17 protein-coding genes and 1 pseudogene are annotated in these 25,436 nt (G+C 45.6%); 7 read left to right on the forward strand and 11 right to left on the reverse strand.

Annotation, left to right across the window (positions count from 1 at the left end):
• Positions 1 to 7 precede the first annotated feature (7 nt).
• Together NDI35_RS15595 and NDI35_RS15600 are read right to left on the reverse strand one after the other, a co-directional pair.
• Positions 8 to 5,299 carry an AAA family ATPase gene (locus tag NDI35_RS15595; RefSeq protein WP_445313528.1) on the reverse strand — a complete coding sequence of 1,764 codons (5,292 nt, stop codon included), beginning with the start codon at positions 5,297 to 5,299 and terminating at the stop codon, positions 8 to 10.
• A gap of 77 nt (positions 5,300 to 5,376) precedes the next feature.
• On the reverse strand, positions 5,377 to 7,350 hold the full coding sequence (locus NDI35_RS15600) for a carotenoid oxygenase family protein (protein WP_445313529.1): 1,974 nt from the start codon (positions 7,348 to 7,350) through the stop codon (positions 5,377 to 5,379).
• A gap of 573 nt (positions 7,351 to 7,923) precedes the next feature.
• On the opposite strand from NDI35_RS15600, the gene surE reads away from it, so the two are divergent.
• The gene (gene surE, locus NDI35_RS15605) at positions 7,924 to 8,601 is read left to right on the forward strand and encodes a 5'/3'-nucleotidase SurE (RefSeq protein ID WP_445313568.1); all 678 of its coding nucleotides are present in this window, start codon (positions 7,924 to 7,926) and stop codon (positions 8,599 to 8,601) included.
• 1,230 nt (positions 8,602 to 9,831) lie between these two features.
• Positions 9,832 to 10,704 (forward strand): pentapeptide repeat-containing protein, encoded by an 873-nt coding sequence (locus NDI35_RS15610; protein ID WP_445313530.1) that lies wholly within the window; start codon positions 9,832 to 9,834, stop codon positions 10,702 to 10,704.
• Positions 10,705 to 10,850: 146 nt separating this feature from the next.
• Here NDI35_RS15610 and NDI35_RS15615 read toward each other — a convergent pair whose 3' ends face one another.
• Positions 10,851 to 12,065 carry an FAD-dependent oxidoreductase gene (locus NDI35_RS15615; RefSeq protein ID WP_445313531.1) on the reverse strand — a complete coding sequence of 405 codons (1,215 nt, stop codon included), beginning with the start codon at positions 12,063 to 12,065 and terminating at the stop codon, positions 10,851 to 10,853.
• 14 nt (positions 12,066 to 12,079) lie between these two features.
• Between NDI35_RS15615 and NDI35_RS15620 the strand changes: the two genes are divergently transcribed.
• Positions 12,080 to 12,367 carry a hypothetical protein gene (locus NDI35_RS15620; protein WP_445313532.1) on the forward strand — a complete coding sequence of 96 codons (288 nt, stop codon included), beginning with the start codon at positions 12,080 to 12,082 and terminating at the stop codon, positions 12,365 to 12,367.
• Between the two features lie 17 nt (positions 12,368 to 12,384).
• On the opposite strand, the gene NDI35_RS15625 is transcribed toward NDI35_RS15620, so the two are convergent.
• From NDI35_RS15625 to NDI35_RS15650, 6 genes are all read right to left on the reverse strand, one after another.
• Positions 12,385 to 13,917 carry a phytoene desaturase family protein gene (locus NDI35_RS15625; RefSeq protein ID WP_445313533.1) on the reverse strand — a complete coding sequence of 511 codons (1,533 nt, stop codon included), beginning with the start codon at positions 13,915 to 13,917 and terminating at the stop codon, positions 12,385 to 12,387.
• A gap of 305 nt (positions 13,918 to 14,222) precedes the next feature.
• Complete coding sequence (locus NDI35_RS15630) at positions 14,223 to 14,708, reverse strand: CRR6 family NdhI maturation factor (RefSeq protein WP_333218718.1); 486 nt, start codon at positions 14,706 to 14,708, stop codon at positions 14,223 to 14,225.
• Between the two features lie 251 nt (positions 14,709 to 14,959).
• Positions 14,960 to 16,909, reverse strand: a complete 1,950-nt coding sequence (locus NDI35_RS15635) for a DUF3685 domain-containing protein (protein ID WP_445313534.1) — start codon at positions 16,907 to 16,909, stop codon at positions 14,960 to 14,962.
• 47 nt (positions 16,910 to 16,956) lie between these two features.
• On the reverse strand, positions 16,957 to 19,173 hold the full coding sequence (locus NDI35_RS15640; RefSeq protein ID WP_445313535.1) for a hypothetical protein: 2,217 nt from the start codon (positions 19,171 to 19,173) through the stop codon (positions 16,957 to 16,959).
• 533 nt (positions 19,174 to 19,706) lie between these two features.
• Positions 19,707 to 19,832, reverse strand: coding sequence for a hypothetical protein (locus NDI35_RS15645; RefSeq protein ID WP_445313536.1), 126 nt, complete (start codon positions 19,830 to 19,832; stop codon positions 19,707 to 19,709).
• Between the two features lie 78 nt (positions 19,833 to 19,910).
• The gene (locus tag NDI35_RS15650; RefSeq protein ID WP_445313537.1) at positions 19,911 to 20,375 is read right to left on the reverse strand and encodes a Fur family transcriptional regulator; all 465 of its coding nucleotides are present in this window, start codon (positions 20,373 to 20,375) and stop codon (positions 19,911 to 19,913) included.
• A gap of 286 nt (positions 20,376 to 20,661) precedes the next feature.
• Here NDI35_RS15650 and NDI35_RS15655 point away from each other — a divergent pair, with 286 nt between their 5' ends.
• The gene (locus NDI35_RS15655) at positions 20,662 to 21,873 is read left to right on the forward strand and encodes an RNA-guided endonuclease InsQ/TnpB family protein (protein ID WP_445313538.1); all 1,212 of its coding nucleotides are present in this window, start codon (positions 20,662 to 20,664) and stop codon (positions 21,871 to 21,873) included.
• A 38-nt stretch (positions 21,874 to 21,911) separates the two neighbouring features.
• On the opposite strand, the gene NDI35_RS15660 is transcribed toward NDI35_RS15655, so the two are convergent.
• Complete coding sequence (locus NDI35_RS15660; protein ID WP_445313539.1) at positions 21,912 to 22,973, reverse strand: Hpt domain-containing protein; 1,062 nt, start codon at positions 22,971 to 22,973, stop codon at positions 21,912 to 21,914.
• Positions 22,974 to 23,055: 82 nt separating this feature from the next.
• The gene (locus NDI35_RS15665; protein ID WP_190656149.1) at positions 23,056 to 23,310 is read right to left on the reverse strand and encodes a hypothetical protein; all 255 of its coding nucleotides are present in this window, start codon (positions 23,308 to 23,310) and stop codon (positions 23,056 to 23,058) included.
• Between the two features lie 256 nt (positions 23,311 to 23,566).
• Between NDI35_RS15665 and NDI35_RS15670 the strand changes: the two are divergent.
• The 3 genes and pseudogenes from NDI35_RS15670 to NDI35_RS15680 all read left to right on the forward strand — a co-directional run.
• A pseudogene (locus tag NDI35_RS15670) lies at positions 23,567 to 23,836 on the forward strand (ParB N-terminal domain-containing protein); the annotation flags it as partial.
• Between the two features lie 69 nt (positions 23,837 to 23,905).
• On the forward strand, positions 23,906 to 24,457 hold the full coding sequence (gene dps / locus NDI35_RS15675) for a DNA starvation/stationary phase protection protein Dps (protein ID WP_445313540.1): 552 nt from the start codon (positions 23,906 to 23,908) through the stop codon (positions 24,455 to 24,457).
• 78 nt (positions 24,458 to 24,535) lie between these two features.
• A complete protein-coding gene (locus NDI35_RS15680) occupies positions 24,536 to 25,240 on the forward strand; it encodes a helix-turn-helix domain-containing protein (RefSeq protein WP_445313541.1) in 705 nt (234 codons plus the stop codon).
• Positions 25,241 to 25,436: the final 196 nt, after the last annotated feature.

Below are 25,436 nucleotides of genomic sequence, written 5' to 3' on the forward strand. Positions count from 1 at the left end.
ACTTGCGTTATTTCTGTTTTAGGACTACCAACGTAATGTCGTCAAAAACTTTATGTTGGTCAATATGTTGCCGCAGATGATCAATTACTGCTTCCCGAATTTCTTCAGCCGTTTTGTAGCGATTTTCTTTGGCCACTTGGCACAATCTTTCTATGCCGTAATACACTTTATTTATATTTTCAGCTTCGGTAATTCCATCTGTGTAAAGCACTACTACATCCCCTGGATTAAGATGCACTTGAACTTGGGAAACAAAATCAGCAATATCTTCCTCTAATCCCAGAGGAAAGCCGAGTTCCATTGTATCGATCCGTTCGATGTTACCATCAGTACGGACTACAATTATTTCTTCATGTTGACCGCTGAGGGTAAGGTTACTATCTTGATAATCTAACAAAGCCAAGGTCATGTTTCTAGACGAGTCGATGCGCTCGATATTGGCATAAAGGGTGCGGTTTAACACATCAAGAAACTTCACCGGATCGGTTTCGTTCATTTGTTGGAGAGTGCGGACGGCGGTTTGCGCCATAATCATTAATACGCCACTTTCTAAACCATGTCCCGTAACATCGCCGATGCTAATTTTTACCTGATCATTTTGGGTTAGCACGTCGTAGTAGTCGCCACCAACTTCATCGGCAGGTTGCATATATCCAGATATTTCTAATCCTTTAATTTTATCTAGTTCTGATTGTTTGGGCAAGATCATTTGTTGCAGTCGTTTGGTGACTTCTAACTCAGCACTGAGGCGGATGTTTTCGGCTTTAAGTTTGTTATTGAGGCTGCTAATTTCCTGGTTTGCTTGGGCGAGTTGAGCGGTGCGTTGTTGCACTTTATCTTCTAAAGTTTGATAGAGACGGGCATTTTCGATGGAGATCGCAGCTTGGGCGGAAATGATGTTGAGGACTTCTAAGCGATCGCGCGTAAAAGCCCCCGCTGTTAAATTATTTTCTAGGTATAAGATGCCCACCAATTTACCTTGATTGCTCAGGGGGCTACACAAGATAGATTTAGGTCGCTGCTGAATAATATACGGGTCAGATGCAAACCTGCTTTTATTCGTTGCATCATCGATCGCAAGAGTTTGTTGCGTGCGTTCTACATAATTAACCAGCGAGATAGGAATCTCTTGACTTTCAGTCGCTGACTTGGATATTAATTCACATCGTTCACCCGTACATTGAGCTTCAATTTTCCACTTACCTGCTGGGTCAGGTAGGAGGAAATAAAACTTTTCTGCTCCCGCGTTTTCCAGCAAGACTTGCATCAACTTCGAGAGTAACTTATCTAAATGAACTTCCCCTGAGAGCGCTTGGGAGGCTTTGATAATTGTTGATAAATCCAGCTCGTTTGCAGCACCTGAACTGGTAGAAGTGACAGTAGTTCTGGTCTGAACAATCGTTTCGTCTCTTCCACTCGTCAGGCTGTTTTTCCTACCGACGACTGGTGCGAGTAATTCAGAATAGCGCTCTTCTAAATCTTTAACTTTTGCCTTTGCTCCCCAGCGAATATAAGCATAGTAAGCGTCTATCATGTAGGTACGCGCTACTTTCTGACGACCTAATGCTAAATAGAATTCTCCAGCTAATTCATTGGCGAGGGCTTCATCCTGGACGTATCCATTTTCCTTGGCTCCATCTATCGCCCGGTCGTAATATTCCATTGCTGAGAAAGATTGCCCCAATACGCGGGCTTTTTCTGCTTCTACTAAGTCATACTTATGCTGGTAATTGGCTGGGCAATGGAAAGCCCAATACTTCATCTTTTCCTGATTTTCTTCTACTTGTTTCAGGTATTGTTGCTGCTTTTCCTCAGTTTCCTGAAAATACTGAGCTAAAAGAGCCAGAGAATAGTAATAAACGTGGTTATTAAAGCTAATGTTAGCTTGAACAAGCATTGAATTATTTAACGCTGTTTTAGCATAAATTATAGCATTTTTATAATCTTTAAATAAATAGCAAAGTAGGGTTTTTGCAAAAAGCACTCTAAATAAAGACATTAAATTATTAATTTTTGTCAAATAAGCAATAGCTTCTCCCTCATTCAAAAATTCACCAGTTAAAATCAGGCTATTATCTGTTATACCTCGTAAATTTGCGACTAATTGACCAATTATTTTGAGCAGATAAAACTGATATTCTTGGGAAAAATTATCTGCAAAATCAATATAGTGTTTTTGTTGTTCTTGCACGTAGTCTAGATGCTCGCCATTAAAAAACAGATGAGCGCAGTAGTAATCAGCAGCATGACAAGCATATTCTATATCTCCAAATTCTAAGCCGCTATTAATTGCTTGACGAAGGGGTTCTATAGTTTCCCTAGTATGCTTTTTGAAGTGCGTAATACAGATGGAAACATTAACCAATATTTTAGAACGAAACTCTTTGGCATCTAACTGCTCTAATACTTGTAAAGAAAGTTTACCAAGTTGATAGGCAAAATCTATATCTGGTATGAGCCAACACACCAGTGCTCCGTAAATAGAATAGGCAAAAGTACACTGTGGCGAATTCCCATACTGACGAGAAAGTTCGATCATAGTATATAGAATTGGTAGCGATAGCGGGCTTTCTGCGAAGCAAGCTGGTGGGAAAATTAGAACTAAAAGCTCCATAGCCGCCAGCTTGTAGGGATCGGTCATTTTTGGCAGCGTAGCTAACTCCTCAATATTAAGTTCTTGCGGGGGTAATTGAGATATTGTCACTCCCAGTATTTCTAGGATTTGTAGCCCAGTATCTAAAGCAGATTTAATCTGGTTTTTAGCGAGTTCAAGCCTAATTTTCAGCACATATAACTTGACTTGGTCGAGGATTGTTTTGGCTTTTTGGAGAGTGCGATCGCACAAAAATTCCGCTCGTTCTAAATTAGCATTAAGATATTCGGCTTCCGCTGCTTCCAGATAGAAGGTAAATGTCAGATCGTATCTACTTTCCCAGCTATCTTGACTCAGGAGTTCTATACCTACATTCAAATAATTAACAGCAGCTTCATATGCAGTAGCTGCCTTTGCTTTCTGTCCGGCGATCAGGTTTAATTGGGCTAACTCATCTTTTTCTGACTGATTAGTTAGCAAATCTGTGCCAAAATTCAGTTGGTTAACCAGAGCAAAAATATTATCTTTTCGCTCTTGCTCTGTTGTATTATTCAGCAACAGTTGACCAATTTTCAAGTGAGTCGCTTTTTTCTCTGACTCTGGAATCAAAGAATAAGCAGCTTGCTGCACGCGGTCGTGCAAAAATTTGTAGTCAACTTTGATATCGCGTATAGATGCCAACTCTTCCTGGGCAAACACTAGAGGAATTTTGTAATTTTCAGACAGCGGCAGAATCAAACCCGCTTGCAGTGCTTCCCACAAATGAGCAGCCGTCGCTATGTTTGATTCTTCATTGACAATTGATAAAACTTCTAAGTTAAATTGGTTGCCGATACAAGCCGCTAATTTTAATGATTTCTGGGTTGTTTCAGGGAGTTTGCGAATATTGCGAGCAACCAGTTCAACGATATTGAAATCTGCGATACCAATTGCTTGGATTTGTTGAATATCCCACTCCCAGCGGTCTGTGTCTACCTGATAAACCAGCAGATTTTCCGAGTACAGGGTTTTGAGTAGCTGGGTTAAGAAAAACGGATTGCCTTGGGTTTTATTAAAAAGTAACTCGGAAAAAACTTTTATTTCGTCTGAATTTACGCTGGCATCGAGAGTGTCGGCGATTAATTGGTTGACGCTATCCAAAGCCAGCGCCTGAATGGTGATATTATTCACCACCGTTTCATTTTCTTGAATTTTTTCTATTGTCTGAATTAAAGGATGAACGGGACTGACTTCGTTATCTCGATAAGCTCCAATCGTTAACAAATATTTGTTGTCTGGGTCAGTGACTAAGAGTTGGATTAACTTTAGAGATGCCGAATCTGCCCACTGTAAATCGTCTAGGAATATGACTAGCGGGTGTTCGGGTTGACAAAAAACGCGACTAAATTGTTGAAATACCCGATTAAATCTGTTTTGGGATTCCGATGAACCCAGTTGAGGAACTTCAAGCTGTTTACCGATAATTAGTTCGACTTCGGGGATAACATCAATAATAACTTGACCGTTATTATCTAGCGCCTTTAATAAGTTTTCTTTCCAAATAGCAATCTGTTCGGAACTTTCGGTTAATAGCTGACGAACTAATTCCTGAAATGCTTGGATTAACGCCGCATAGGGAATATTGCGCTTAAACTGGTCAAACTTACCCGCAATAAAATATCCCCTAGCTGCTACAATTGGTTTATGAACTTCATTGACGATTGAAGTTTTACCAATCCCGGAATAACCGGAAACTAACATCATCTCGGTGGCACCGAGGCTGACTCGTCCAAAGGCATCTAGAAGAATTTGGACTTCGGTTTCTCTACCATAAAGCTTCTGGGGAATGAGTAATTGGTTGCCGCGATCGCGTTGACCGATGGGAAAATTTTCAATCTTTCCAGTTGTCTGCAATTGCTGCAAACAAGTTTCCAGGTCAAATTTTAATCCCGCCGCACTTTGATATCGGTCTTCCGCATTTTTTGCTAACAGTTTCATCACAATATCTGAAACCGCTTGAGGAATTTCTGCTACCTCTTTAGGTGGGACGGGTTGTTTGGCAATATGACAGTAAACCAACTCCATCGGATCGGTGGTAGTAAATGGCAACTGGTTGGTCAGCATTTCATAGAAAGTCACTCCTAAAGAATAGAAGTCGGTGCGGTAGTCAATTGCTCGATTCATCCTCCCCGTTTGTTCGGGTGACATATAAGCGAGAGTCCCTTCTAGCAAGTTGGGATTGCTAATGCTTTGGTTTTTCAATTCCAAGCGCGATGAAATACTAAAGTCAGTCAGTTTTACTTTCCCTGTCTCTGGATTGATAATGATATTTGAGGGCTTAATGTCTTTGTGAATGATCGGTACTTGATGGAGATAGATCAAAGTTTCGGATAGAGCGATCGCTAGCCTCAGAAACTCGGTTATTGACAGGTGATTGGCTGCCATAAAATAATAAAGGGATAGACCCCCAAAATCTTCTAATATTAGCGCTAAACTATTCTGATAATTTTCTAAGTTGTAAGTTTTGACAATTCCTTCACACTCTAAATTTTGAGTAATTATAAATTCTTGCCTTAAATTAGTGATTTGTTCAAGGCTAGGATAATCATATTTAATAATTTTAATGATAACTGGTTGTCTGTAACCATGTTTTTTAGCTCTATATACAACAGTCCTTACTCCTTCGTAAATTTTTTCTATCATTTCGTATCCCGAAAGAACTATCATTGTTTTCACCTTACCCTTTTCATTAACTATTCTAAATCACAGGCAGATTCATGGATTATCTGCCTGTTAGTAAATTTTTACTCGCTTTCAAAGCGCGGGTACAACTCTTTAGCAAACAACTCCTGAATCTCTTTCTCGAATTCCGGCGGAGATTGGAAGTTCTTTGCTAATTCCTCGTAATCTTCCGGCAACGAGATTTTGTATTTAGCTGAACGAGGCCCTATTTGTTGTAACCAAGCTGTATGCAATGTGAATGTAAAGTCAAGGGATTTATGGCTGAGTTTGCATTTCGGCCCGCCAGACAAATTGTCAGCCTCGAAAATCCAAATTTCATTTCTTTGGGGAGTGAAAACGGTGCAAACTATATAACCGTTGGTTGAACTACCTTGATTACCGCGACGCGGCATAAACTGCGGTGAACTCACGATGTAGCCAGGATCAAACTGATAGCGATCGGCAATTTCCATCGACTGCGTGTCCAGCCGCAGCAAGCAAGCTGGTATGCCCTTTTCAGCAAGAGCCAAAACATCTGACTGCGGTACTTTCTGGTACTTATAATGCCGGTATAATTGGCACAAGTAATCGGTCGTTAAATCCTTCCACAGTCCGAAAGAAATCCAGTAGATATTATCTAGCTTTCTGGGAGTTTTACCTGACGGTAATCGGTCAAGGTAGGCGTATAATCCCAGCCCCCATGTATATTCGGTATCCCAGATAACTTTTGGCTCGATGGTTTGATCTTGGTTGTTTAGGTCAATTACGTAGCGTCCCAAACGGCTGATGTCCATCTCATTCAGTTCCATCCCAGGCAAGTTTTTAGGCACGGGATTGTGAGGTTGATAAGGGGAAATATCGTATTGACGCAGCCATTCAGCAACGTCCCAAGCACAAATATGAGCTACGTGGAGCGTAATTTTCTCGTTAGGATTTTCATAGTCCACCAAAAAGTGAGCCGCTTCGAGGGGAATTACCACTTTTCGCGCGACAACTTTAACTTCAGGTTCGTTCAAGGCTGGACGCTGCCCCTTCCCCTTTTGCAGATCGCTGCGGCTAACGATATAAATAATAGAATCGGGTGACGGTGGACTTTCTAATAATTCCCTTAAAATTCTTTCTAGCTCTTTGTTTTCTGGAAAAGGATTGGTGAGCAACTGCTCCAGTCCAGTGCTAAAGGCTGTGTCCATCAAAATTACATAATTTTCCGTTACTCCAATCTGATGGATAGTTTGCTTGATGCTGACTGGCGAACCATCAGGATTTACCAGCGTCCACCGCTCCAAGTGAGTCACTCCATCCCAGCGAATCAGATAGACAAAATCTTCTAAACCCTTAAATTTTTCCCAAAAGTGACGAACTCCTGGAAAGCGTTCGTCTATCTTCTCAATGAAAGGTATAGTATCAAGAAAATTCTCTAACGATCTACCATAATTAACTGCGAACATCTCGCCCGTGTAGGTATCAAAAGTAGGATGGGCGGTACTAAAAATGGGTGGAAAAAGATAGGGCAGAGGAGCTTCAGGACGCCACTCTTTATTTGACCCAACTGGCGTCACCAGATGGAGGGTATCGGTATCAATTTCATAAGGACGACCCGCGTCATAAGTTACTAGCAAGCGCTCAGGTTCGTCTTGAGAGAATTTTACGGGCAGAAAAGCTGTATTTAACTCGTTGCGAGCGCCCAGAAGTAAGGAAAACCTTAAGATCCCATGATTGCGAAATCCCAACTTAGTACCCTTAGTTGCCTCGTCAAAATGGTAATCTAGAGGCTTGGCAATCCGCGTTTTCAAAATTACTTGACCCTTTTGATTAAAATCAAGTCGGTAAATCATGCCATCGCCATTCAAAAATGAGTCTCCATCGGGAAAAGGAAGACCTCCTGATTCAACGGTTCCTACTGGCGCAACAATGAAGATATAACCCTGTACCTCTTCTGGTAAGTCCCCTTCAATTTCCAGTTGGATGTTATCTAGTTCGTCCCTGCTTGCGGTCATAATCGACTGAGGAACTGGGGGACAGCCTGTTTTGGCATTGCTTTGAGGGGATTCGCTCATGTGGCTCTCCTGGGTGAGATGTAATAATGGTAACAGTGTAGATCAGTATTTGATTTATGAATGGGGGCTGAGGATGGGAACTTAGATACTCTGCTTGGTAAGGATTTCCTCTTCTCCCCTCCCCTGCGTCAAAGCCCAATTGCAATCGACATTAACTTATTATCGGCTTTCTCGTACTTATGGTGATAACGCAAGCTAATAATTTAGCACGATCGAGGGTTTCAACGTTCAGACTCAGATACTTAGTATCATCTGCTACTTTTAACACCAAGCATCGGGGAGAGCCGAGGAAAAAATTATGTGATTAGATGTTTGCATCGACACTGATGTCATGAATGCTGCACTGGGGCAAGCGTAACAAGTCGCTTTAACTGACACATCAAGATGCGGCTGACCTAAAATGTGGCGCGCCACATTTCTGGGGCAACTGTTCAATTAATGCCATGATATAAATGTGTGGCAATGCTCATACTGACGATCGCCACCAACCAACAACCAATTTGGGCTAGAACTACCAGAAGGTTGCCAGCCTCTGCGCTCTCAAATCGGTTCTATCAAACCGACACATTTTTAATGACAATAATTTTAACCAACGACGACGGAATAGACGCTCCAGGGATTCAAGCACTTTTGCAGGCTGTAGATGGCAAAACAATTATGGTGGCTCCGCAGGGGCAATTGTCCGGCTGCGGGCATCAGGTGACGGCTCACAGTCCGATTCATGTCGATCGGCGATCGGAATGTGAATATGCTGTAGGGGGAACACCGGCCGATTGCGTGCGTATTGCTCTTCATCACGTTTGTGCGAAGCCGGATTTGGTGCTTTCGGGTATTAACGCGGGTGGCAATTTGGGGGTTGACGTGTATATTTCGGGTACGGTGGCGGCTGTGCGCGAAGCAGCCATGCACGGTATTCCGGGCATCGCAATTTCCCACCGGATTAAAAGGCCGCTCGAAATAGACTGGGATGTCGCTACTCGCTGGACATCGCGGGTGTTGGCGGATTTGCTGAACCGGGAACTAAAGTCTGGGTGTTTCTGGAATGTAAATTTGCCGCATCTAGCGCCGGGAAGTGCGGAACCGGAAATTGTGTTTTGCCAGCCTTCGACGCAGCCACTGCCAGTGGTTTACCGGATGGAGGGAGAATACTTTTATTATGCCGGAGAATATGGATCGCGCGATCGGGCGGCGGGGACTGATGTTGACGTGTGTTTTGAGGGTAATATTGCAGTTACTGAGATATCGCTGTGATAGATTTGGGCGATCGAACTATATTTATTTTTCCACAAAGTCTAAATAGACGGTCTAAAATTCGATCGGCTACCGAAGGTTTCATATTCATGGCTAAAAACAGATTTCATTATACTTTGGGTTTAGCACTGCATATACCCTAGGTATAATAAACCTGTTTTCGGATTATCCCAAAATAGGATATTGTAATTTATTCAGAATTGATACTAATAAAACTTAAACACCATTAATCACAGTTCAAAGAGTGGGAGCTATCTCTACTTGCGGCCCTCGCTGCTACCATAATTTTTTTTGTCATCCTTCGGCTTAGCAACACCATCAGGTTGTTTCTTTGGCTTTTTGACTTCTTTGTTGCTTTTTCTTTCTTTTGACATGATTATTCCTCAATTTTGACTCAGCATAACATAGATTGACACATTTGCCTAACTGCCAGTATAGGGGGTGAGCCTATAAAGATCTTACTCGCTATTAGTTTTGTACTATCTGCAGTATATTATCTGCTAGGTTTTGAACGAATACCCTCTACCGTTAGGCATATCGATAAATTCCTCAGAAGTACAAGGTCTGAAATTATTTTTAACCCGGATCGACTCAAGGAAATATTGAAAAGCGCGATCGTATAAATGCTGCGAGACAACAGAGAAAAATTATCCCTAATTAAGCTGTTGTTCCCCATCTAATTTTCCTGTAAAATGACAGTAGATAAAATATGTATCTATGACCCTGCCCGCCTTCGCGACACCTAAAGCAAACACAACTAACAAATTTGCAGTCTCCGTTTAAAAAAGCTGTTAGTCACAGTGGACAACAAGAAAATTGATTTTAACTATTGATTAACTCTTCGGACAGTGTTTGATGGCTTACCTACTGAGAATAACGGTTTCACGGATCTCAGTACGATCGCGCAACGCTTGCCGAATCACACTAGAGACCCACGATAAATCAAGGGTTTCAGACTATGACCTCAAAACGGTCGGGACTCTGGAAAAAGCACAAAGTGTAGCAATCCTCGCATCATTTGTGAATTTCTTACTCCCTCCCTGCAGGTTCGGGGAGGGTTGGGGTAGGGTAAAAATTTACGACTCCTGCAAGGATTGCTATATATGTATAAATATAAAGTTAATTGTCAGCTTTCTTGAAAGTGCGATCCACTCCGCTCCCTTTGAGATAAAATACTTATAAAGAGTGTTTATTTCTAAATAAATTTCTGCTATTAGGAATGTGACCCGTATGGAAGTAACCGAGCTGCTCAAAGAGTACGAAAATGGAAACAGAGACTTTGCTGACGCAAACCTTAGCGGAGCAAACCTCAGCGGAGCTATGTTAGTTGGCGTAAACCTTTCGAGGGCTAACCTGTCGGGAGCTAACCTGAGTCGGGCACATCTGACCAAAGCAGAACTCAACGAGGCAAACCTTTACAGGGCAAATCTGAGTTTTGCCAAAATGGGCCAAGCCAGACTAGCGGACGCAGAGCTTACCAAAGCCAATCTCAGCGGAGCTTTCCTCGTCAAAGCAAAACTGCCCAGGGCAAAGTTGAGTGGCGCCCAACTCATCGGTAGCAACCTGCGGAGCGCCATCCTATGGAACGCCAATTTGTGTACAGCCGACCTGCAATTCATCAATCTGCGGGGTGCCAACCTCACGGGAGCCAACCTCAACTGGGCCAACTGCGGAGGGGCAAAACTCAGCGGTGCAAAGCTTTTTGGCGCTCAACTAACAGGCATCTATCTCAGCAAAGCTTACATCAATGGGATCGACCTGAGCAGGACGGATCTCAATGGCGTCAACCTGAGCGGAGCCAAACTGAACGGGGTAAACTTGGAAGGCTCGAACTTGTTAGCTGCCAATCTCAGCGGGGCTCAGTTGCGGGGCGTCCAGTTGATGGGAGCAGATTTAACCAGGGCAAATCTGGTGGGAGTTTCTTTGGTGCAGGCAAACCTCGATTGGGCTAGGCTGTGCTATGCAGACTTGAGCGAAGCCGACTTGAGCGGGGCAACGTTCACGGGAACCAACTTTGAGGGTACTCAGTTAGCCGGCTCAACAATGCCCCCATCTTTGAGCAATGATGTCTACTTAACTGCAGCACGTGGTGTAGCAGCTTAGGCAAGGCCCAAAATTAATTTCTCATCCGAGTGGACGACTCTCGCATTAGTTTAACTTTTGATGCAGACATCATTACTTTTGTGAGAGTGTGGCACCGGCAAGAAATTTACTAATATTTGCGAGAGTTTGTAGCTTCACAATTGAGCTCACCCGATTAATTTCGCGACTCGCAAAGCAGAGGTAATGGCTCCCTCGTGCAAACCATCCCCCAAATAAGCTCCCGCATGATAGGTGTTGTTCTCGCCATTAGTCTCGATAACTTCATCTCGATATCGAAAAGACTCGACAGTGTACAGCGGCGTGTGATGTTTCTGAATGTGAATAATGTCTTTTTTGGCGATCGACTCCTGCAGTTGAAAAGCTAAACTGTACTCTCGTGGGGATGAAATGCCGCAAAGCTGATTCAAGCTCGCATTATATCCCCATCCCTTGTCCGTCTCGAAAAAATCAAATTCTGATAGCTTGCGGATACCGTAGCGATCGTACATTGATGTATCCGAATGCAGTACAGTGGTGGCATAATTGGCTTTCCACGCCGAAAACCGCTTCGTTTCCGCCTCCGTCGGATCAGACAATAGCCTCATAACTTGATCTGGTGGCATCGCAAAAACCACCTTATCAAATTCCTGGATTTCCCCATCAGAAAGCACAACTTTTACAGCATCCGCACTTCTAAAAATATTGGCAATCTCCACATTTAGCCGTATATCGCCCTTAAATCGCTCCAAAATCTTTTCAATGTAAGAATACACCCCGCCTTTAATCCTCACCCAGTTGACCGAGGCATATTCGCGTAGAACAGGCATCGCTAATTCTGCCGGAAAATTGTCGAGCAATTCAAACGGTATCGAGTAGCTGTACATCGTCAGCAACTTCAGCCAATAATTGCGGACGCACGAGCTTTTCAAAGACTCCGAAAGCGGCACATCGTAGAAATCATGCTGTTTAGCAAACCGCATTTTTAAAATAAATCCAGCCGAACGAGCGTAGATACTATCGAGCCGCAAATACTCGATCAGGCGTTGGATTCCGGTAAAATTTTTCCGGATAGAAACCTTAGACAAAAAGTGATCGCCCTCTTTAAGAAACAGTGCGGAACCAATCTGCACGGGTTCTAATTCAACGCCTAGCTCCTGCATAAAAGCCACGAAATTGTAAAACACCGTGGGAAATTCCAGCACCCCATTTTCTAATATTTCATTGCACTCCGATTGATTTGGCGCAACATTTTTGTTGAGCGTCCGAATGTGTCCGCCTAAAATCGGCTGCTTTTCCAACACAGTGACGTGATGCCCCTGTTTATCGAGCCAGTAGGCTGCTGCCATACCGCTCGCTCCGCCCCCAACAATTGCAATTCTCATAGTTCACTCCTAGATTGATAGAAGGAATAAGAAAGAAAGAAGAAAGAAGGAAGAAGGAAGAAGGAAGAAGGAAGAAGGAAGAAGGAATAAATTTTAGTTCCCAGGTAGAACCTAGAAACGCATTTCACTGTTGCTGTGCCTCGTCATTTTTAAGAGGAGGCAGAGCCTCCAGAAATTCATTCCTTGGCAGAGCTAAGGAACAAGATAACGAGAGCAGAAACGAGAGAGTTTTAAGAGGAAGCAGAGCAAGAGAGAAATTCATTCCTTGGCTTTGCCAAGGAACGAGAGAAACAGGAAAATAACCAATTGCCAATTTTCCTTAGCCTAAAATCGCATCGCCGGATAAACGTTGATAAAGCAGCGCCCCCGTCCAAAATGTCGGTGCAAAGCCTGGATAGCCCGATGAGGCGTTGCAGAAATAGAAATTGTTGAGGGATGTTTCATGATTTAGCCGATCGACCCCCATGTTGCGTGGCGTCAGGCTGGAACCGTAGGAATTACCGTTAGGACACCAACAGAAGCGCTCGTTAGTCGTCGGACTTCCGGTAATATGAAAGACCATGTGTTTGCGGAAATTCGGAACATAGTGTTTTTCAACTACATCTAAAATCGAGTCCAGAATCTCTTGTTTCTTCTGTCTGTAAGCTTTGCGATCGCTCTCCCAAAGCTGTTTAAAATAGCTGTAATTAGCAACAGTCAGAAATTCTACAATTTGACAATCTTCTGGACAATCCCCCCGCGCTTCCGTCAGTAGAGTTGGCGTTGTAATTGCAAAGCTCGGACGAGAAAAATCATTTTGCTCATACATTTGAGCAAAAGCTTCATTTAGATCCAAGTGTTCCGTATGAAACGTATTCCACTTGCCAAATCCATAGTCTCGGAGATCGATATCTTTGACAACGCAGTACACCATGTAGTTAGATGCAGAATACTCATAGTTGAGTTTCCGCCGCACTGTTTTAGAGAACTGTTCCTCTCCAATCATCTTGGCCGCTCTTTTCGGGTCAAGGTTGCAAATCACCGTGTCGCCCGTGAATTCATGGGTTTGATGGGTGGTCAAATCCATCGCTTCAACTCCAGTTACTGTTCTGTTTGTCACCCTAAAATTCGTGACTTCATGGTTTAATAGAACTTTCCCCCCGTTGGATTCAATGACTTTAACTAAAGAATTGATGACATCTTCAAAATGCTGCGTTGGGTAAAATGCGCCTTCTTGATAGCCTCTAAACAAGGCAATCCAAGCATAGAAAGAAAGCTGATTTGGAGGCAGCAAAAAGTCCGGCCATTGCAGGGCTAATAGGGTTTGGGCGGCTTGCGGGAGTTGGAACTTGTCGAAAACATCCTGAAGTGTACTGTTGAGGTGTTGGACGGCACAGAATACGTCACCGAAATTTTTGAGCAATTCAATTGGTTTGACGGGAGGAGCGAGTTTTCTGAGTCCTTCGCCGGTTTTCTCGACTTCGTTGACGAATTGGCGAATTCTCTCGCCCGCTTCGGGAAACAGCGCGGACAATCTGCGGCTCAGTTCCTCTGGTTCCGAGGGAATATCGAGCGCATACCCAGGCATTCTCATGTGGTCGTAGCCATTCGGATCGTACCGCTCAAAGGTGACGTCTCGATCGAGACCGAGTTTTTTGAGAACTCGATTGACTGTATGTCCTTCGCCGCAGTCCCAAACGTAGTGGAATTGGGCATTAAAGGTGTATTTTTTGGCCATCGTAAAGGTGTGACCAAAACCTCCGGGATGCTCGTGAGCTTCGAGGATGTGTACGGTTTTGCCGGAGTTTGCCATCAAAGCTCCGAAAACCAGTGCTGATAAACCACTGCCGACGATGAGGTAATCTGTTTTCATGGTAAATTTCCTCGATCGATTGAATGGGGTGATCGTTGTCTATTTAAACTAACTATCAATTCTGAGAAAATTCTGAAGTCCAGCAACAATTTTTTGAGGCGCGCTGGTTTAAGGATTGTATTAAAGTCTGAGTACGGTTGCTGTTAAGCTTAAGCAAGCTGTTGTGGATAGAACTTATAGCTGCGGAGGCGGACTCGAAAGCCCGCCCCACAAGGGAACAAACCGGGTTTATACCTGTGTTCGTAACTTTTAAGGCATAAAGTAGCCTACCTAATTAGGACGATTTTAATTAGATGCGCGATCGCTTATTTGTGCGGCACAATCACATCAAAAAAAGCATCCTCCAAATCATAACCAAACATCTGCGACATCGCCATCAACTTCGATTTACTGGGGATTCCCTGCTGATTCAACCAATCAGTCAACACAAAAATTTTGTTCATCAAAAACATTTCCAAAGCTTCAGGATTGTACTGAATACCTTGAGTGCGGTGAAACTGGTGCGGCACCAACATCGCGGCATAGCGCGCCAATTCTCCCGCTTTCCAATCCAGCAAAAATGGCAGCCAAGGGTAACAAGCATCCAAGCGAATAAACCACAGCCGCACTTCGGGAATTTCTGAAATTTCTCGCGGATCTAACTCTTCGCGCGGATACTCAATTTCAAATTGTAGCTGTTGTTCATTTTGGGCGATCGCTCCTTCGGCCAGCCACTTTTCAATCACAGTCCGCACGGGAGACAAATCTAAACTGTTTATGCGATCGGCATCTATCGCTATCATAATACTCATAAAAAGTCAACCCTATAGCAGTAATTTATATCAAATCCGGTCGTTCGACCGCGATTTACCGTTGGGCAGGTGCGGGTTTATGAGACTATCGATCTCAACCAAATATTGTTGGAAAAACCCGCCCCTACAGGTTATTGACAATGGTGTCACATCTCATCTCTATCCCACCTATAATATCACTACCAATGCCCAATTATCAATATTATCAATTAGCAATGCCCGATGCCCAATTCCCGATGCCCAATTCCCAATTACCCATTTTTCCCAAACTTGCTATCTTGCAAAGAATTACCAATCCCCTGGATAATTCCCCGCCCGATTAAACCAATTCCCCGCCCTATAACCTGAGTCAAAACGTAAACAACCCCAGCACCCAACAGCGAAATAACCGCGCGAACTCTAGGTGCGATCGCATCCCTGGTTTCCAGCACCAAAGTCAAGGCTAACTGCCACCCAGACAACTGTGCTAACTCCAGATTTCTCGGAGCATAAATAGAAATTTTCTTAATTCCAGAATCGCCCAAAACAAACAGCCAAAACCTGCTTTCAAAAATAGCTTTCGGTTCCACAAAATATCTATCCCAGCTATATCTCCACGACAAATCATTCCGAAATCTCTCAATTTCTCGCGTCGAAATCAACTTACCATCGTAAAAAATTTGCTTGATTTCTTCAATATTTGCCAAATTATTTAGTAGAGGCTGTACCACTCCGCTAGCCACTTGAATTGCCAAATTTTCCAACAAAGCTTCAGCTCGCTGCATTGCTTGCGGGCTGCCAGAAACACAAGAAATATTGTCAACTGTTAGAGGAATTTCAAATAGCAAATGTGCAAAAAAATCAACGGTCATCGGTATTTTGTCAAGGATTTCTGCTGCAACTACATCAGCATCTGCCAGCAGCATCGGCACAACTTCTACGCCGCTGCCTGCCAATAGATAAGCAGCGCTTCCCCCTTGGCTTTCTTCCAGTTTTAAGTTGGCTTGACTGCCATCAAAAACCAGATTTTCTTCGGTTTGCAGTGTATAGTATCTGCCAAAAAAATCTATGATTGTCGCCTCCCACAAATTCCGTAAAATAGCAGGCATTTTTTGCGACAATTGAGTTTGCTGCACTTGCGAAAAGCGCAATTCTTCCAGCAAATCCTTTAACTTCCGCAGGATGGAACTCATCAATTCACGCTTTTTGGGCGATCGCAAAATATCGATTTCCAAAGGCAAACCAGTCAAATTCACTAAATCAAACTGCAATTTAGCTGCCACTGAGTCAAACAAGCTACCTTGCCAATTAGTTGCAACCACCAAAGATTGAGCCGAAACCTGTGAATTCGCTAATTGCAATTGAGAATTATTTAACAAATCCTCGCCTCTGATTTCTTCTTTCTGCCTTTTGCCTTCTCTCCTCTGCTTTATGCCTTCTGCCTTCTGCCTTCTGCCTTCTGCCTTCTCCCCTTTCCCTTCAAATAATAACTGACTGACAATCCAGCGAGCGGCCAGCAATTCTCTGCGGCGCCCGCTGAGTACAACCCCATCTAAAATAGAGGGCAAATCTGTCGGATTTGCCGCTTTAATCTCTTGCAAATCAGCTTGGACAACCGCCAAAGTTGCATCTATTTCCCGTAGTCCCGACTGACAAAAATAAGCCAGCATTTTTTTGTGCACTGGCGTATCAACGGTCGAATTATCTGCATTGTTATCGGCAATTACTGCGGACTTTTCTACTGTTTGAACCACCGCTGCATTTAGTTCTATTTCCGAGTTAGCGGTCGCATCCGTCGCCCAATAAGTGCGACCAGATGCCACCGCGCGAATAGCTTCGATTGTCAAGGAAATATCTCTACCTTTAGGAGAATAGCCATTCGCGCCCGTAGCCTGTAATTCCGCCAACAGCTCCGGTGTCAGCGGCCCGCCTAGCAGCAACAGGGGCAGGTTGGGGTACAAACTTTTGAGTTCGCAACAAAATGCCAGGGCCTCTGTTTGACCCGATCGCAAATTTAGGGTCTCAACAGCCAAAATTACCAAATCTGCGGGCTTCTTGGCTGCTACCGAGTCGATCGAGCGAGCTTCTAGAACTCGCAAAGCCTCGGTTGCGGTGGAAACCTCTGCAACAACTTGCAAGTCTGGATACTGCTCGCAAGCGACTCGCAGCCCCAGCCGGAAAATGGGGTCGCCCTCGATCGTCAGCACTTGGAAATTACTCACTTGATTTTAGATTTGAGATTTTAGAGACCGATCGCGCGAACACCCAATTACTCGGGCAGCAAATTAGCATCAGGAGGCCCAGCCGATTCAGGAATCGAGGGCGGCGCAGGTTCCGGAGCCGGAGCCGGAGGAGCAGGTTCCGGAGCCGGAGCCGGGGCCTCTTCTCTCGCGGGCGGATAGTAAGGTTCCGGCTCCCTAGCGGGCGGATAGTAAGGTTCCGGTTCCGGCTCTCTCGCGGGCGGATAGTAAGGTTCTGGTTCCCTAGCAGGTGGATAGTAAGGTTCGGGAGCCGGCGCCTCTTGTCTGGCAGGCGGATAGTAAGGCTCTGGCTCTGGCGCGTACTCCTCCTGTCGCGGAGCTGGCGCGTACTCCTCCTGTCGCGGAGCTGGCGCGTACTCCTCCTGTCGCGGAGCTGGCGCGTAATCGCGAGCGGGTTCCGGCGCGTAATCGCGAGCGGGTTCCGGCGGCGCACTGTTGGCTCTGAGTTCAGCACTCCAGCGCCCGATCGCACCAGCAGCCTCTGAATACAGCGCCCTACCGTAACCGATTTGGGAAGCCGTATCGATCGCCGCTCCTAGACTGCCTTGAGATGCCAATTCCGCAGCTCGATCGAGAATCGGTCTGTCTTGAGCAACTTGCAGTTCGCTCACCCACTGATAGACATTATCCTGAGCTTTCGCGTACAAAGTCCTACCGCTCTTAATTGCCGAAGCTTTTTCAATAGCAGCACTAAGTTTTCCTTGCTTCGCCAGGGCGATCGCTTCATCCAAAAAAGGCTGATCTTGAATAACTTCTATGCGTTTCGTCCACTGAGCCAAGAGAGTTTGCGCCTCTATCCTGCGGGGGCGGTTTTGAGCGATCAGGAGTAGCTGAGCCATGCCGCCCTTGAGTCCTTCAACCGTTTGCGGTTCGGCCAACTGCTTCGCCAGAGTCAGAAAAGATTGGTCTTCGATCCGCTGAATTTCGCGGCGCCAAGCAGCCACCAAAGTTTGAGCGTGAATCCGCCGCGGCTGCTTGATTCCGATGGTTTGCGCTTGCTCGATCGCGAGTCCAAACGTCCCTATCTGACCGAAACTAGCGATCGTGCTGGCCACTTGCAGACGCAGCAAATCTTGAAACTGCACCTGCAAATTTTCAATTTGAACTTGAGCTTGCTTATACAGAGGGCGACCCGGAGCAATTTGGCTAGCAGCCCCCTGCCCTTCCAGCAAGCTAAAAATGTGTTGCGGCAGCGGAGTTGATATCGACTGGTTCCACGTCACTGCCTGAGCCCTACCCAACTGCATCAAATCTTGAGCTTCCGCAAACAGCGGGGAATCCTGCGGCACAACAGAAGCAGCCTCGATCGCCCCCGGCAGGTCTTTCGCCCCCAACCGCTTAGTAGCCATTGCCAGCAAAGTCCGGCTCCATCCCTCAATTTCCTTTTCAGCTTTAGCGCGGGCAAAAAGCTGCGAGTCTATTTTGCGAGCCAGGACTATCGCCTCAGCGAACTTTTGCGGAGTCTCGTCCTTCGCCAAATCTCTAGCTTCTTGCAAGCGCTGCCAGCCGTTTCTTTCCAAAGAAATCTGCTGGATCAGCTCGTTGTAACGCTTCTGACTCCAGAAAATATTTTCCAGCTTGAACAAAGCTTGAGCATAATCCCAAGCCTTCCTTAAATCCTCACTTTTCAAAGCTGCTAGGGCTGTATCGTAGAGTTTTTGGCCCTCCTGCCAATTTTTTTCCCAAGCAGTCACAGCCTCTTCTACTTCGGGGTAAGACCGACTGGTTTTCGGAATTTTCGCCACAATCTCCAGAGCACCTTTTAAATCGCCCCTCTCAATTTTTGCCCTGGCAAATCCCAGAATGGCCTTGGACCATTCCCCTATCAAATGTTGACCTTGCGAGTATAGCGGATGTTCTTTCGGCCAAGCCTGCACCAATGCCATTGCCGATTCTAGCTGTTCTAGCTTCCCCGACTTAGCAGCTTGTTGAGCGCAGTAAAGTCGCTCTCCGTCCGCCGCCAGCGGCGACAGTTGCTGGCAATTCGGCGGTGGCGGCATCGTCAGCAACCACAGAAATGCAGCGGCACCCGTTACTCCAAATCCCACCAGGAGACTCAGCCAGATTAGCTGCCACTGCCAAAAAGTTCTTTTTCCCTCGGTCGGCAGCGCCGTTAATGAGGAACTCGCATCGCCTGTCGCCTCTGCACTGAACTGTGCCGTTGGTTTAGGGGATGGGTTGTATTGCGGTGGTGTGTGGAATTGGTCAGATTGTCGTCTCGCCATTACTTCAGCCTGTCCTGTAATGCGCACTCTTCATGTGACACTCCCACATCAAATCTATAGATTGTGATGTCGGCTTCTGAGTCCTGTTAAGGAGATCGAGAACTTCCTTCAAGGTACTGGCAATCTTTCCCTCTACGGCGTTTTATAGTGAGGTTTGTGTCCAGCCCCACTGGTTGCTTCCGAGTATTTTAGGCTCTCGAAGCACGTAAATCATACCAGTTATCACACAGTTATTGACAGATCCGGGGGGCGTTTAGCAGAAAAAACAGTATAAAGCCCCGTCAGTCTATCAATTTTTGATTTTTGATTTTTGATTTTTGATTTTTGAATTGACTCTGCACATGAATTGTGGGAGGGATTCAACTAAGCTCTCATATTAAATCCGGGTCAGAAATTCCACTATCGGACTCAGCGGTTGAAACCAATAATGCACAAATTTTGCTCCCCTCCAAGCCGATTAAAAAATAAAAGGGGTGTTAAACCGGATTTTGTCTACACTTTTACCTGTAGGGGGTAGGAGTGATTTTTTGGGTTTAGTCGTAAATTTTCTTCCCGATCGCCAAACTTGCCGATCGAGTTTCATTTTTCTGTTTTAATTTTTTTTCTACTGTGCCGAATTCCGGCGGGCGACGCTCAAAAAAACCGATAGAACCCAGCAAAATACTTAAATTATTTTATACGACCGACTGGCCGATCACAAAGATCGGTTTTGCTTCCAACAGCCGCTGCTTGATCCGTTACGAAGCCTTTGGCGTATCGCTGACACTCGATGCTTCCGTGGCGGACTCTGCCGAGCGATATCCGTAGAAATCTATCCGGTAGTCTACAATTTTGACACCCGTTTGCTGTTGGATTAACTCGATCAAGTCGATCGGCAATTCCACATGAACGTCTAGAATCTGAGCCGTATCAAGACAATTGACGTGAGAGTGAGAATCGCTGACATTGCCGTACAAGCGTCCCTCCGAGCGTTCTATGCACTCAATAATCCCTGCTCTCGACAAAGCTTCTAGATTTTGATAAACAGAAGTATGCCCGATCGAATGCGCTTGTTGGTTGAGGCGATCGTAAATTTCGCGAGCCGAGAGGTGTTCTTTTGCCTCCCACAAAAGTTCTAGAATAAATCGACGCTGGCGGCTCAAGCGCATTCCCATCGCCTGACAGCGGTTTAAAGCATCTTCTAATGAACGAATTGGTTTCACAGCTACCGCCTTATAAAGCCTGCTCGATTTTTAATTCTGGTACAATATTGCACGCCTACATATCCACTCATTCTAACGCAGGGTTGCCCAACAGTAGAAGGTAGAGCGCAAAAATCTCGAAAGAGTGAATTTTTTCGAGTTGCTGCTCAACTCAGGCTGCCAGCACCCTCCTGAAAATTATTCCCCTCAGAAATATTGCTTTGACCAAAAAATGGGTTTCAAGCCTCGCCCATAAGCGGGCGACTTTTTCGTGCTAGACTATTGCCGTAGAGTTTTTCCACGTCAAATGATCGTTCTGGAATTTAAAGTCAAAGGAAAAACAACTCAATACGCTGCAATAGATGAGGCGATTAGAACGGCTCAGTTTGTCCGCAACAAGTGCATCCGTTACTGGATGGACAACAGAGGCATTGGGCAGAAAGAGCTTTATCGCTACAATACAGCGCTGAGGGCGGAATTTCCGTTTGTCAAAACTTTGAATTCCCATGCTTGTCAAGCCTCGGTTGAGCGGGCTTATAATTCAATTGCTCGGTTTTACGACAATTGCAAGCGCCAGGTTCCCGGTCAAAAAGGCTATCCAAAGTTTAAGAAAAACTTTCGTTCAGTTGAGTACAAAACTTCGGGGTGGGCGCTTTCCCAGACGCGCAAGCAAATTACCTTTACCGACAAAAAGGGTATTGGCAAGTTGAAACTGAAAGGGACTTGGGATTTAAACTTCTACCAAATAGACCAAATCAAGAGGGTGAGATTAGTTCGCCGTGCTGACGGTTACTACGTCCAATTTGTAATAAGGCTCGATCTCCAGGTCGATACAAATTCCACAGGTAGAACAATCGGTTTAGATGTTGGACTCAAAGAATTCTATACTGATAGCAACGGTCATAGCGAACCGAACCCTAGATTTTACAGAAAAAGTGAGAAGCGGTTGAAGTCTCGACAGCGCCGGGTTTCTCGCAAAAAGAAAGGTTCTACCAATCGAAAGAAAGCCATTAATCGATTAGGGCGAGCACACCTCAAAATAAGTAGGCAGCGTCAAGAACACGCTAAGAAAATAGCGCGTTGCGTAATCCAATCTAACGATTTGGTCGCCTATGAAGACTTGAGGATTAGAAACCTGGTTAAAAACCATTGTCTTGCCAAGTCGATTAATGATGCAGGTTGGTATCAATTCAGGAAATGGTTAGAGCATTTTGGAATTAAACTTAGGAAAATAACGGTAGCTGTTAACCCTGCGTACACTACTCAAAACTGCTCTAACTGTGGCACGGTCGTAAAAAAATCTCTATCTACTAGAACCCACATTTGCGAATGTGGACTTGAATTAGATAGAGATTGGAATGCGGCTAGAAATATCCTGAATCTAGCCTTGGGTACTACAGGTCATGTAGGAACCTGGATCTTAAATCCGAACGCTTCGGGAGATTCGACCTCTACTCAGGCTGGAGAAATCTTGTCTGGGCAAGTTGAGTCAATGAACGAAGAATCCTCACGCCTTTAGGCCCAGGAGTGTCAATCTATCTTCTACTGCAACACCTCCTAGTTCGAGGATTTGATGGCGTTAACCAGTAACTTGGCGATTTCCGAGAGTTGCTTTTTGTTGAAAGTTTTGAGCAAAAGCTTGACTACCGCCTTCGGTTCGGCTGGAAGTGCTACTTGCTTCGACGCTGCGGCTGGGGCTGCGGCGGCACTTGCCTCTGCTGGTTTTGGGCTTGCTGCCAAAAGTAGCAAATTTTTACTCGGAACGATCGTCTTGACTTTCCCCACTTGTACCAAATCGCCAGCTTCCTTGAGTTCTTTGATAATCAGCGGAGCTAAGACTTTATAAGAGTTTTTGGGATTAACGATCGCCGCTCTAGCTGTTTTAACTAAATTTTGCCAAGTCTCAATTTTACCTCCCAACTTATAGAGGCGAACGCACACAGCCGTCAACTCAGAGCGACTAGCAGCCGATTCTTTCTGCTTGAACACCTGCAACATTTCTTTGAGTAAAGTCATCACTTCAACAGCAAAATTCGCCGGCACAGCGCCCGCTGTTGGAGCGGCGGGCGTACCAGACCCAGCAGCAGCCTGCACTTTGCCCGACGCCAATTTATCGAGGTGAGTTTCCAGTTGAGCAAAAACAGGCATCACTTGCTGCACGAGTTTTTCTCCCTCCTCATTCCTCAAGCCGAAAGGCCCCTCCAGTCGCCCCAGCAAGTCCTTAAGCGTATCAACTCCCTTTAAAAATAGGGATTCTGCCGTTTGGTCAACCTGCTTGACGGGCCCGTCCTTGAGCACCTTAAAACAATCTTCCAAGCGGTGAGCGGTTGTTTTAATACTATCTAAGCCGAGCATAGCCGCCCCTCCTTTGACGGAATGGGCGGCTCGAAACATCTCTTGGACGCTTTCGGGGTCTTTCATCGTGGACTTTAAATCCACTAAACCATTTTCTAGAGTATCGAGGTGCTCCTTAGCCTCCTCTATAAACAAACGCATAATTCGGTCTTGCTGATCTGACACGACAGTCCTCCTAACAATCTCAGCACCCTCCAGAAAGCACCCTCTTCGCGGGAGAAAACGCGACTCCTTGCTAAAGTCGGAAGCTCCCATGCAAAACATTCTAGCCTGCCTCAGCTAGCAGACTCAAAATACTGGTGTCGGGGCAATCTTAGCTCTAAAACTGGTGCGGTGGAGATTGAGCCTAGAGTTCTGAGGGAGTATCTGGAGCGACTTCAATACCCATTCCTTGTTTCATCATCTGCTGAGCCGTAATCAAGTCGCTTAACTCCTTGACTTCGACGCCGATGTCTTGGCAAGCCTTTTTCAATTCCCGCTCGAAGGTGTTGAGGTCGCCTCCGTAGCCACAAAGCTTCGCGGCTGTGGCGATTCCTTGTTGGGCGTTAGCTTTGGCGCAGTCGATCAATTCAATGCCTTTGAGGGGTTGGGAGGATGCCATAATTTCAAGCCACAATTTATCTTTTCTCCTACTGTACCTAGAAGGTTGAGGTCGATCGATCTATCGAAAGGCATGAACAATCCTGCCTGTGCTGGGTGTTACTCATTCATAGCTATTTGTATGGGACTTCCGGGCCAGATATCAGTAGTTGGGATTTTCTAACCCCCTCCCAGCAGAAACCAGGTTTTGCGTAAGTCCCAAGATTTATTGACAAAACGAAGTCATAACGAGTATGATTTAACAAGAAGCAAAACAGACAGCCGCCATGAGGATCGAAGAAATACCCCTCAACCAGATTCGCCGCCCCCTGCCACGAGTCAACGACCAAACCAAAGTCGCCGCCCTCATGGAATCAATCCGCGAGGTAGGTTTAAACGAACCCATCGATGTGCTAGAAGTAGATGGTCAGTATTACGGATTTTCCGGTTGCCACCGCTACGAAGCTTGCCAGCGTCTCGGTTTAGAAACTATCCGCTGTAAAGTACGCCGAGCTACCCGTGCCGTGTTGCAGATGCACCTGGCCTGAGCCTCTCAACAGAAATTTCACAACAGGCAAATATTCGATCGACAATCACTAATAACAAGCTAAAAACCTATGACTACCAACAATCACAAACAACATCTTTACCCCACCCGCATCGATATGTCAGCCGCCACCCGCTCTCAAGTAGTCGGGCTGCTAAACGCCACGCTGGCAACGACTCTGGATTTAAAAACTCAAGTCAAGCAAGCTCACTGGAACGTTAAAGGCATGGACTTCTACCAGTTGCACTTGCTGTTTGACGAAATGGCAACAGAACTCGAAGAATACATCGATTTGGTGGCCGAACGGGTCACAGCTTTGGGCGGTTTGGCTGTAGGAACAGCCCGCACAGCCGCTGCAGATTCAATCCTGCCAGAATTTCCTTTCGACATTTTAGACGGCAAAGAATACGTGACGGCATTGGCAGATCGCTACGCGCCCTACGCCCAACACCTGCGAGTCGCCATCGACAAAGCAGACGAACTCGGCGACGCCGATACAGCGGATCTCTACACGGAAATTTCGCGGACAATTGACAAGCGTTTGTGGTTCCTAGAAGCGCATTTGCAAGGTTCTGCGACAACTGCAACAGCCACCGCCCGCGAAAAAGTAGCCGTCAAATAGCCAGCTTTCAATAATTGAACTTGCATCGGAATAAATTGCGAAACTCTTGTGGGGCGGGCCCAACAGCCCGCCCCAAAAATGTATTTCGTTAAGGCTCGTGACAGTTTACGATCGAGAATATGTCCATTTATTAATTTGGATGAGTTTTTCGTGACTGCCAATATTCCAGATTATGCTCCTCAAATGCAACGCCTGATGGAACAGGCGGGGCTTTCGAGCGATCGAGAACTCAGCAAAAAAGCAGGAGTTTCCGAGATCCAGCTAAGTCGCTTGCGTCGCGGCTTAGCCCTGCAAACCCGAGCCGACATCCTGCTCAAAATCAGTCAAGCTTTGCAAATTTCCTTACCCGAACTGCTGGCAACCTTGACGCCAGACTATGTAGAGTTAGAACAGGCACCACCGACTGCCCTAGAACAAGAATATCAGCGCCTGCAAGCTTCGATCGAACAGCAGCGAGAATCTTTGATGCAGGAATTCCAGCTATCTAGCGTGCAAATTTTAGAATCTTGGATGTTGCAGTGGCCGACTGCTGCGAGCAAAGCTCAGGAAAATCACAACTTGCGGGCTCAGAAACTACTGCCCTTGCTGCGGCCCGTCGAGCAGTTATTGGAGCATTGGGGAGTGGAGTCGATCGCCCCAGTCGGAACCCAGATTCCCTACAACCCCCAACAGCACCAGCTCATGGAAGGAACAGCCGAACCCGGAGAACCCGTCAAAGTCCGCTACACCGGCTACAGACAAGGCGACAAACTGCTCTACCGCGCCAAAGTTAGCCCAGTTTGATTAATAGCAGAAGGGCATTCGGCAGAACCAAGATTGTCTCTCTCTCAAAATTCACTCCCGGCGAAGCGCGGCGACTCTGATCAGCGTTGCGATCCGCGACGATCACCATCTTTTGTACTCAAAACTATTCTCCCGCTCTCAGGCTCTGGGGCTTTCCTCCTCTCTTATTTGGATCGGAGTCCATCTCGCAGCTATA

The organism is Microcoleus vaginatus FACHB-2002 (assembly GCF_040004035.1).
Classification (GTDB): Bacteria; Cyanobacteriota; Cyanobacteriia; order Cyanobacteriales; family Microcoleaceae; genus Microcoleus; species Microcoleus vaginatus_C.

Bases quoted from the DNA above. Each gene is read 5' to 3' on its own strand.
- NDI35_RS15595 (WP_445313528.1), bottom strand. From the start codon at position 5,299: ATGATAGTTCTTTCGGGATACGAAATGATAGAAAAAATTTACGAAGGA.
- NDI35_RS15600 (WP_445313529.1), bottom strand. From the start codon at position 7,350: ATGAGCGAATCCCCTCAAAGCAATGCCAAAACAGGCTGTCCCCCAGTT.
- surE (WP_445313568.1), top strand. From the start codon at position 7,924: ATGACAATAATTTTAACCAACGACGACGGAATAGACGCTCCAGGGATT.
- NDI35_RS15610 (WP_445313530.1), top strand. From the start codon at position 9,832: ATGGAAGTAACCGAGCTGCTCAAAGAGTACGAAAATGGAAACAGAGAC.
- NDI35_RS15615 (WP_445313531.1), bottom strand. From the start codon at position 12,065: ATGAGAATTGCAATTGTTGGGGGCGGAGCGAGCGGTATGGCAGCAGCC.
- NDI35_RS15625 (WP_445313533.1), bottom strand. From the start codon at position 13,917: ATGAAAACAGATTACCTCATCGTCGGCAGTGGTTTATCAGCACTGGTT.
- NDI35_RS15630 (WP_333218718.1), bottom strand. From the start codon at position 14,708: ATGAGTATTATGATAGCGATAGATGCCGATCGCATAAACAGTTTAGAT.
- NDI35_RS15640 (WP_445313535.1), bottom strand. From the start codon at position 19,173: ATGGCGAGACGACAATCTGACCAATTCCACACACCACCGCAATACAAC.
- NDI35_RS15655 (WP_445313538.1), top strand. From the start codon at position 20,662: ATGATCGTTCTGGAATTTAAAGTCAAAGGAAAAACAACTCAATACGCT.
- NDI35_RS15660 (WP_445313539.1), bottom strand. From the start codon at position 22,973: ATGTTTTGCATGGGAGCTTCCGACTTTAGCAAGGAGTCGCGTTTTCTC.
- NDI35_RS15665 (WP_190656149.1), bottom strand. From the start codon at position 23,310: ATGGCATCCTCCCAACCCCTCAAAGGCATTGAATTGATCGACTGCGCC.
- dps (WP_445313540.1), top strand. From the start codon at position 23,906: ATGACTACCAACAATCACAAACAACATCTTTACCCCACCCGCATCGAT.
- NDI35_RS15680 (WP_445313541.1), top strand. From the start codon at position 24,536: ATGTATTTCGTTAAGGCTCGTGACAGTTTACGATCGAGAATATGTCCA.